The sequence below is a fragment of the Streptomyces albus subsp. chlorinus genome (genome assembly GCF_013302895.1).
GTDB lineage: Bacteria > Actinomycetota > Actinomycetes > Streptomycetales > Streptomycetaceae > Streptomyces > Streptomyces chlorinus.
In genome coordinates this window covers 7,149,273-7,157,691 of sequence record NZ_VJOK01000001.1, presented here as the reverse complement: position 1 = coordinate 7,157,691, position 8,419 = coordinate 7,149,273, and the positions used below count along the sequence as shown (strand labels likewise).

The following is an 8,419-nucleotide window of genomic DNA, read 5'->3' as shown; positions in this document are numbered from 1 at the left end:
GATCACCCTGGCGGTCAGCTCCACGTCTCCGGTGCGCTCCGCCGCGGCCACGGCCGCCGCCCGGTGCTGCCGCGCCGCGCCCAGCCCGCCGGCGCCGGTCACCGCCAGGTCCCGCAGCAGTCCGGCTGTCGTCTCCAGACGGGCCCGGGACCGCGCCGGGACGGCGCTCTCGTAGGCGGCGGCGGCCCGGCTCCACACCCCGCCCGCCGCCCCGTCCGCCACCCCGCCCGCCGTTCCGTCCGGCAGCCCCTCCAGCCGCTCGGCCTGCCGCAGCACGTCCTGTTCCAGGCGCCCCAGTCCGGGGCCGGGCTCGACCCCCAGTTGGTCGGCGAGGACGTGCCGGGCCCGGCGCAGCACCGTGAGCGCGTCACCCTGCCGGTCGGCCCGGTAGAGCGCGGTCGCCAGCAGCTGCCAGCCGTCCTCCCGCCACGGGTGCTCGGTCACATGCGCGTCAAGGTCGGGTACGGCCTCCCGTGCGGCCCCGGAGCGGATCAGCGCCTCGGCGCGGCGCTCCACGGCGTGCAGCCTCAGCTCCGTCAGCCGGGCCCGTTCCGCGCGGGCCCACTCCGCGGAGGGGAAGTCCGCGTAGGCCGGACCGCGCCAGGTCGCCAGGGCCTCCGCCAGCGCGGGAGCCGCCTCGCCCGGGCCCAGGCCGGCCGCCCGCTCCACCGCCTCCTCGAAGCGCCAGGCGTCCACCGCTCCCGGCTGCGGCCGCAGCACGTAGCCCGGGCCCTCGGTCGCCAGCAGCCGGGACGGTGTGCGCGGCGGGCGGTCCGGTTCCAGTGCCTGGCGGAGCGCTGCCACGAAGGTGCGCACCGCGCCGACGGCTCCGGCGGGCGGCTCCTCCCACAGGTCCGCGACCAGCCGGGAGACCGGTACCACCCGGCGCCGTGCCACGAGGAGGCGCGCCAGCACCTCGCGGTGGCGGGGCCCGCCCAGCCGCACCTGCGCACCCGTGCTGTCCCAGGACGCCACCGGCCCCAGCACACCGAACTCCACCGGCATGGTTCCCGGCCCTTTCCGTCCGCCGACGCGGGGCCCGCTGGTTCCGGGCGGCCTTTGTGCGGCCGCCCGCCGCGGTCGCCGGTCGTCGTGCTCATCAGTTGCTGATCCGGTGCCCGCAGGCTGGAGGCATCCGGAGCCGGAAGCGGCCCCGGCCTCCCACCGGACCGTGGCCAGCCTGCCACGAGAAAGAGACGATCATGACATCCAGCACCCGGAACACCGGTCCCGGCCCCACCGACCTCACCGGCCTGCCCGACCTCACCGACCTGCCAGGGTTCACGGCCCAGCGCGTGGACGTCGACCACGGGGTCGGTCTGGACGTGGCGGTCGCCGGCAGCGGGACGCCGGTCGTCCTGCTGCACGGCTTCCCGCAGACCCGGCTGATGTGGCGGCACGTCGCCGCCGACCTCGCCGCCGACCACACGGTCATCTGCCCCGACCTGCGCGGTTACGGCGCCAGCGACAAGCCCGGGGAGGACGGCCCCGGCACCTACGCCAAGCGCACCATGGCCCGCGACATCGTCCGCCTGGCCGCCGCCCTGGGCCACGACCGGTTCGCCCTGGCCGGACACGACCGCGGCGCCCTGGTCGCCTTCCGCGCGGCCCTCGACCACCCCGAGGCGGTCAGCCGGGTCGCCCTGCTCGACGTCCTTCCGACCCTCGACATGTGGAATTCGCTGCACGGCACCTCGGCCGCCGTCGGCTTCCACCTCTATCTGATGGCCCAGCCGCCCGGCCTGCCCGAGCGTATGATCGCCGCCGCCCCGGAGGAGTTCTTCGGCCACTTCCTCGACGTGTGGACGAAGGACCCGGACGCCCTGCCGGCCGGCGTGCGCACCGCCTACCTCCAGGCCTCCGCCGCCGCCGTGCCGTCGATCGTCGCCGACTACCGCGCCTCGGCCGGCGTCGACGTCGAGCACGACCGCGCCGACCTCGACGCCGGGAAGACCATCACCGCACCCGTCACCGTGCTCCAGCAGGACTGGGGCGCGGCACTCGGCTACGACGCCGAGGCGCTGTGGCGGGCCTGGGCGCCCGACCTGCGGCACCGCACCGTCTCCTGCGGCCACTTCATGGCGGAGGAGGACCCGGACCTGGTGACCGCGGAGATCCGCGCGCTGTTCGCCCGCTGAGCCGGCCCGGCGACGAGGCCGCGCGGCCCGGGGTCAGACCGCCATCGCCCGGGGTGCCGGGACGTCCCGGCCGGTCTCGCCGCCGTACGCCTGCCATGCCGCGGCCAGGCGGCGTGCCACTTCCGTCAGCGTGTCCGGGTCGGCGAGGAAGTGGAGACGGATGTACTCCTTGCTGCCCCCTGCCGCGTCGAGTCCGCTGCCGGGCAGTACCGCCACTCCGTGCCGGAGGGCGGTCTGCGCGAAGGAGTCACCGTCGCCGTGCGGGAGCCGCACCCACAGCGTCTGGCCGCCGGCGGCGGCCGGGATCCGCCATTGCGGCAGCCTGCGCGTCAGCTCGGCCCGCAGGTGGTCGTGGCGCGCCCGCCGGACTGCCGCCGTTTCCCGGCACAGGTCCTCGACGCCGGGCAGCAGTTCGGCGGCCGCGAGCTGCGCGGGGTGGTTACCGCCCAGGTCGTGCACCGCCCGGAGCCGGGCTAGGCGGTTGATGACCGGCTGTGCGGCCCGCACCCAGCCGACGCGCAGCCCGCCCCAGACGCTCTTGCTCAGCGAGCCCATCGAGATCGCCGTGTCGCCGAAGGCGGCGAGCGGAGGCGGAGCCGGCTGCTCCCCGGAGAAGGTGAGCGGAGCGAGGACCTCGTCGTCGATGAGCGGAACCCCCGCGGCTGCGGCAGCGGCGGCGAGACGGCGGCGCGCCAGCGACGGCAGCACCGCCCCCGTCGGATTGTGGTGGGTGGCCACCAGGTAGGCGAGTTCGGGACGGCGGCCGGGAGTGCGGAGCCGCGCCTCGAAGCCTTCCAGGCCGACGGGAAGCGCTTCCAGCGACGCGGCGTGTTCCCGGAACGCCTCCAGCGCACCCGGGTAGGTGGGCGCCTCGACGAGCACCGTGCCGCCGGGCTGGACGAACGCGCGGGCGAGCAGGGAGAGGGCCTGCTGACCGCCGCCGGTGATGAAGACCTGCTCGGGGACGGTCGGTACACCGCGCCGCGTGTAGTGGTCGGCGACGGCCTGGCGGAGCCGCCAGTGGCCCGACGGGTGGTAGCCGAGGTCGTCGGTCACAGTGGCCAGTTGGGACAGAGCCCGCTCGTAGGCCGTCAGCAGCATCGGCGGGGGCGAGGTGGGAGCGGCGCAGGTCAGGACGATGACGTCGTCGTCCTGGGGCTCCAGCAGGTGCAGGAAGACCGGCGCGTTCGTCGTCTTTCTGGGCCCGGGATGCGCGGGCCCGGCCACCCGGGTGCCGCTGCCCTGGCGTCGGACGATGCGGCCCTCCACGCTGAGTTGCTCGTACGCGGCCACGACGGTTCCGCGCCCCACCGCGAGCGCGGAAGCCAACGCCCGGTCGGGCGGCAGCGCGGTGCCGGGCGGCAGTTCGCCCTCGTCCACGAGGCGCCGCAGCCGTGCGGCGAGCAGAAGGTACAGCGGTCCACGTCCGGCCGACCACCGTCCCAGGCGGTCGGCCAGCTCAGCGGGGCCCATCGGCATGTTCGCGTCTTTCGGTGGCTGGGTGAGGAGCGGAGCGGACAGGAGAGGAGAGGAGCGGGATCGGGACGGTGGGCGAGGCGGGTGCGCCAGGGGTGTGCGTGGGAACAAGTGTGCCGCGGCGAGTGGTTCGCCACGTGGACCAATCATGCGGTACTGGCTCTGTCCCGCGGCCTCCGGGATGGCGAGGATCACAGCATGACCACGGGGGGGGCAGCCAGGGCGGATCGACGTCTGTCAGTGCCTCACCGTCGTAGTTCGGTGTGGTCGGCGTGGCCAGTCCGGCGATGCTGATCCCCCACACCTCCTCCCCCATGGCTCCGGACAGCGGTGTGGTGGGGGACGCGCACGGGCCCACGGCCGCGCTGCGGTCGTTGCCGGTCAGGTAGCTGCCCGCGGCCCGGAGGCGCCAGGAGCCGTCGGTACGGCGTTCCCACGGTGCCCGAGGAGCCACCTGGGGGCTCTGGCCGCCGACCGTCACCACCCGGACCTCGTCGAAGCCGTACCGGCAGTACGACCGCGGCCCCTTGTTGACGTCGTCCCGCCAGATCACGTCCACACCGCTGCCTTCATCGTGCGACCGGCCCCAAATGGCCTGGTAATAGGGCAGTTCGCAGAACCCCGCGATCTCGGAGCTCTTACCACTGCCGTACTGGACATCGACGTACGCACCACCCGGTGGGCGGCGGGTGTGGACGGGGACGTGGTACGAGCCGGACCGTCCCAGCAGCATCCAGGTGATCCACTGCGCTTCGACCTCGTCGATCAGCTCCCGTCTCTTCGGCCATTCCCGGGCAGGAGGCCGCGCATAGACCCGGATGAAAGCCGTGAAGATGTCCGTCACCACACGATCGTGCCCCACGGCAGGGGCGCACGGCTATGTGTGTCCCACCCGGCCGGCTCGAGTCCGAAGCGCACCGAGACGCTGGTGTGCCCGCCTCCGGCCGGCGAGGCCCGTCAGTTCTTCTGCAGGGTGCGGGTGACTCCCGCGACGACGGCGGTCGTCAGGACCCAGCCGAGGGCGATCAGCAGGTAGGCCAGCCACTGGAGGCCGCCGTCCGTCCAGTACCAGGCCGCCCGCTGCCCCAGGCCGCCGATGGGGATCAGGAGGTCGAGGGTGTAGACGAGGGGCCGGAACGGGGCGCCCTCGCCCGGTTTGACCGGCCTGGGAGTGGCCGCGCCGAAGGACAGCGTGCCCAGCAGGGTGAGTGCGAGAAGCCAGACTCCGGCCAGCCAGGGGCGGTAGCCGTAGCCGACGGTGGCGTCGAGCAGGTGCCCCCACACGCGCGCGGCCGGGGGCAGGGTCCGACGCCGGTGACGCTGTTTGGCCAGGAGCACACGGCGGGCCTCGTCGTCGTGGCCGGCGCTCCGGTACCAGCTCGCCAACTGCTCGTAGGGCTGGGGGTTGTAGCCCGGGCTGCGTCGTATCCAGGCCACGCGGCGGGCCACGGACTCCCGCCGCTCCCCCGCCTCCCGCCGCTCGCCCGCCCCGCCCGTCCCGGCCGCCTTGACGGCGCCGTAGACGAAGCCGTCCAGTTCCACCACCTCAGGCCAGCTGCGGTCGCTGTCGTGGAGGTAGGACACCTGTGCGCCCCGAAGGTCCACGAGGCCGGACGGCGGCCGGGCGAGCGTGAAGTCGAAGTCGACAGCCTGCATCAACGCTGCTTCCACTGAGGGGCCGTGGCCGCCGGACGGGCCGTTCAGGACGGCTCCCGCGAAGGTCAGGCCGTCCGTCACCCGGGCGCCCCGCAGCCGCACCGTCCTGTTCGCGGTGAACCCGCCGGAGAAGTCGAGCGTGGAGCCCTCGGCGTTGTCCAGGCGCAGGGCCACCCCGGTCCGGCCGGGGCGTGCCAGCAGCGCGTTCCGCATGTGCAGTCCGCCTGGTAGCCGCGCCCCCATGAGGCGGACTTCGCCGTGCGCGACGAACCCGTCCTCGCAGTAGACGCCGCCCTCCGCGACCAGCCCTCCGGCGGACACCGCCCACTCCCCGGGCGCGGTGATCTCGGCGCCGTTGAGGACCACGGCCCCGCTCACATGGGCGTTGATGAGCGAGAAGGCGGTGACCCTGCGGTGGAAGGGCGAGGGGGCACTGCTCTCCAGACGGGAGCGCCGCAGGTCGAGACGTCCCTCGATGCGGGCCAGGCCGGCCTCCAGTCCCGGCACGCGGCTGCCCACGATCGCGATCGACCGGGTCGATGCCTCGGAGAGGTCCACGCCTTCCTCGAACCAGCAGTCCTCGATCCGCAGGGCGTGGCCGATCTGGGCGCCGGCCAGGTTCAGATGTCCGGTCACCCGTGCCCCGGCGAGCCTGAGACAGGTCACGGAACCCGGCTGCGCGGTGTGCGCTCCTTGGAGGAGGGCCGCGAGCACAGCGGCCCGGACCGTGCGCCCGGGACCCCACTGCCCGCCCTCGTCGACGCGCTCGTCCGCGGGCGCACCCGTGCGCAGATCCACGCAGCGCCCCTCGGGGAACGCGTCCCACAGCTCACGCTCGGGCGGCGACAACTCGTCGTAGGAGAGCACCCGTTCAGGGTAGTGATCTCCCTTCGTGTGCGGCTCGCCCCACCCCAGCGGAAGCAAACGGGCGCCGGGCCGCAGGACGCGTCCTGACCATGGGACCCGGCTGCCCGTGCCTCCTTGCGATGACCCGATACGCCCTTCCGTCCCGGAGCCCTGCTGGAACACCAATGTCGCCCGGCATCCGGGCCGTCCGCGTGCCGTCCCCGCGGGGTGCCGGGACGCGCTGGATGCCGGCTGCGGGGACGGGCTGCTGCGGCCCGGCGGCACGCTCGTGGTGGTCGGCGCCCCGGCCCGCCACCAGAGAGGCGCGATATTTGACCGAGCAGTCTCGAAAGCGTAGGGTTCCGGTATGGCGCGAACCAAGGAATTCGACCCGGAGGCGGCCCTGGACACGGCGATGCGCCTGTTCTGGCGCAAGGGCTACGAAGGGACGTCCACCAGCGACCTGACGGACGAGCTGGGCATCGCGCGTGCCAGTCTGTACGGAACCTTCGGGTCCAAGCACGCGCTCTACCTGGCCGCCCTCGACCGCTTTCTCTCCGGCGCCGCGGGGCCGACCCCGGCCGACATCCTGGCCTCCCGTGAATCGGCGCTGGACTCGATCCGCGACCTGCTTGAGACCAGCGTGGTGCCTCCGCGAGGGGACACGCCCGCAGGATGCTTCGCCGTCAACGCCACCGTGGAGCACGGTGACACCGACCCCGAGATCGCACGGCGCACCACGGGCAATGTCAGCCGCCTGGAGACGGCACTCTACGGGGCCCTCCTCCGGGCGCGCGCCGAGGGCGAGCTGGCGCCCGGTGTCGACCCGAAGGCCGCGGCGACCATGCTGGCCGCACTCAACCACGGCCTGAAGGTGCTCGCGCGGGCGGGTGAGGGGCAGAGCGACCGCATCCGTACGGCGATCGCGTCAGCGATGTCGATGCTCGGCGCCCCGCCGCACGCCGACACCGACTGACCACTCCCGGGGCCCGTGAAGGGCCACCGCCGAGTGACCCGCACCTGGGTGACCAGGGCCGGAGACTCTCCCTCGGATCACGGACCACCGGTCACGAGTCACGGGTCACGGGTACCGGCCGGACGCCGGCACGTGCCGGCGTTCACGTCGCGGCACCGTCCCCCAGAGAACCAACGCCAAGCAGAGGGACGACACACCCTCTTTCGAGACTAACCAGTCTCGAAAGAGGGGCCCCTCGCCCCTCTGCGCCACACACAAGAGGAAGGAAAAAGCAGAAAATGATCTCCGACCACCTCGGGCAGCCCCTCAGCACAGGCCGGGCCGCCGTCAACGGAACGAGCCTGCACTACCGTACGGGCGGCACCGGCCCGGCGCTGGTGCTGCTCCACGGTGTGCCCAAGACCAGCTACCACTGGCGGCACCTGATCCCGAAGCTCACCGCGCGGTACACGGTTGTCGCACCGGACCTGCGCGGCTTGGGCGACTCGGCCCGTCCCGCGGACGGCTACGACTCCGCGACGATGAGCGACGACGTCGCCGCGCTGATGGCCGGCCTCGGGCACGAGACCTACGGCGTGCTGGGTGAGGACTGGGGGGCGGTGGTCGGCTACCAGCTGGCCGCCCGCCACCGTGACCGCGTGCGGGCGCTCGTCTTCGCCGAGGCGCTCCTTCCCGGGTTCGGTTTCGAGGACCACACGGCCCTCACCACCGACAACGTCTCCCGCGGAATGCACCTGTGGCACCTGGGCTTCTACTTCCAGCCGGACGTCCCGGAAATGCTGATCGCCGGGCACGAGCGGGAGCTGATCAGCTACATGATCAAGAATGAGCGCAGCTACCCGGACACGGCGACTCCCGAAGCCATCGAGGAGTACGTGCGCTGCTACTCGATGCCCGGAGGCATCCGGGCGATGCTGGCCGTCTACCGCGCGATGCTGGTGGACGCGGAGCAGAACCGGCAGGCGGCGAAGGAAAAGCTGGACATCCCGGTGCTGGCACTCGGTGGTTCCGCCTTCATCGCCGACCGCAACGAGGAGATGGCGCGGATCGTGGCCCACGACGTGACCGCACACGTCTTCGAGGCAGGACACGACCTCGCCGAAGAGGTCCCCGACGAGATGGCCGCCGTGGTGCTGCCGTTCCTGGCCGAACGGCTGTGACGGAACACGCTCCCCACCGCCGCGCCCCGACGAACGCGCGTGGGGTCGATGAACGCGCGTGGATCCAAGGACGCGCGCGGACCCACGAACGCGCACGGGTCCGCGCACGCCTAGGCAGCGCGGCCCCCGCGTCGCAGCCGGCGCCAAGGCGTGCGGCTCGGCGGCGG

At 73.4% G+C, this 8,419-nt stretch carries 7 protein-coding genes; 3 read left to right on the top strand and 4 right to left on the bottom strand.

What is annotated here, in order from left to right:
* Positions 1-1,005, bottom strand: a 1,005-nt coding sequence (locus FM076_RS34390; RefSeq protein WP_243274689.1) for an AfsR/SARP family transcriptional regulator, incomplete at its 3' end; no start/stop codon positions are given.
* A gap of 197 nt (positions 1,006-1,202) precedes the next feature.
* Here FM076_RS34390 and FM076_RS31035 point away from each other — a divergent pair.
* Complete coding sequence (locus tag FM076_RS31035) at positions 1,203-2,138, top strand: alpha/beta fold hydrolase (protein ID WP_173874150.1); 936 nt, start codon at positions 1,203-1,205, stop codon at positions 2,136-2,138.
* A 33-nt stretch (positions 2,139-2,171) separates the two neighbouring features.
* On the opposite strand, the gene FM076_RS31030 is transcribed toward FM076_RS31035, so the two are convergent.
* The 3 genes from FM076_RS31030 to FM076_RS31020 all read right to left on the bottom strand — a co-directional run bounded on the left by FM076_RS31030 (position 2,172) and on the right by FM076_RS31020 (position 6,137).
* On the bottom strand, positions 2,172-3,617 hold the full coding sequence (locus FM076_RS31030; protein WP_243274688.1) for a PLP-dependent aminotransferase family protein: 1,446 nt from the start codon (positions 3,615-3,617) through the stop codon (positions 2,172-2,174).
* Positions 3,598-4,458, bottom strand: coding sequence for a hypothetical protein (locus FM076_RS31025; protein ID WP_173874149.1), 861 nt, complete (start codon positions 4,456-4,458; stop codon positions 3,598-3,600). Before FM076_RS31025 ends, FM076_RS31030 begins: the two co-directional genes overlap by 20 nt.
* Before the next feature lie 113 nt (positions 4,459-4,571).
* Entirely contained in the window at positions 4,572-6,137 is a 1,566-nt protein-coding gene (locus FM076_RS31020) for an oxidoreductase (protein WP_173874148.1), read from the bottom strand.
* Positions 6,138-6,483: 346 nt separating this feature from the next.
* Here FM076_RS31020 and FM076_RS31015 point away from each other — a divergent pair, with 346 nt between their 5' ends.
* Both FM076_RS31015 and FM076_RS31010 read left to right on the top strand, forming a co-directional pair.
* Positions 6,484-7,092 carry a TetR/AcrR family transcriptional regulator gene (locus tag FM076_RS31015; RefSeq protein ID WP_173874147.1) on the top strand — a complete coding sequence of 203 codons (609 nt, stop codon included), beginning with the start codon at positions 6,484-6,486 and terminating at the stop codon, positions 7,090-7,092.
* Between the two features lie 278 nt (positions 7,093-7,370).
* Positions 7,371-8,252 carry an alpha/beta fold hydrolase gene (locus FM076_RS31010; RefSeq protein WP_173874146.1) on the top strand — a complete coding sequence of 294 codons (882 nt, stop codon included), beginning with the start codon at positions 7,371-7,373 and terminating at the stop codon, positions 8,250-8,252.
* The last annotated feature ends 167 nt before the right edge of the window (positions 8,253-8,419 follow it).

Coding starts and splice junctions, on each gene's coding strand:
- FM076_RS31010 (WP_173874146.1), top strand. CDS start 7,371: ATGATCTCCGACCACCTCGGGCAGCCCCTCAGCACAGGCCGGGCCGCC.
- FM076_RS31030 (WP_243274688.1), bottom strand. CDS start 3,617: ATGCCGATGGGCCCCGCTGAGCTGGCCGACCGCCTGGGACGGTGGTCG.
- FM076_RS31035 (WP_173874150.1), top strand. CDS start 1,203: ATGACATCCAGCACCCGGAACACCGGTCCCGGCCCCACCGACCTCACC.
- FM076_RS31015 (WP_173874147.1), top strand. CDS start 6,484: ATGGCGCGAACCAAGGAATTCGACCCGGAGGCGGCCCTGGACACGGCG.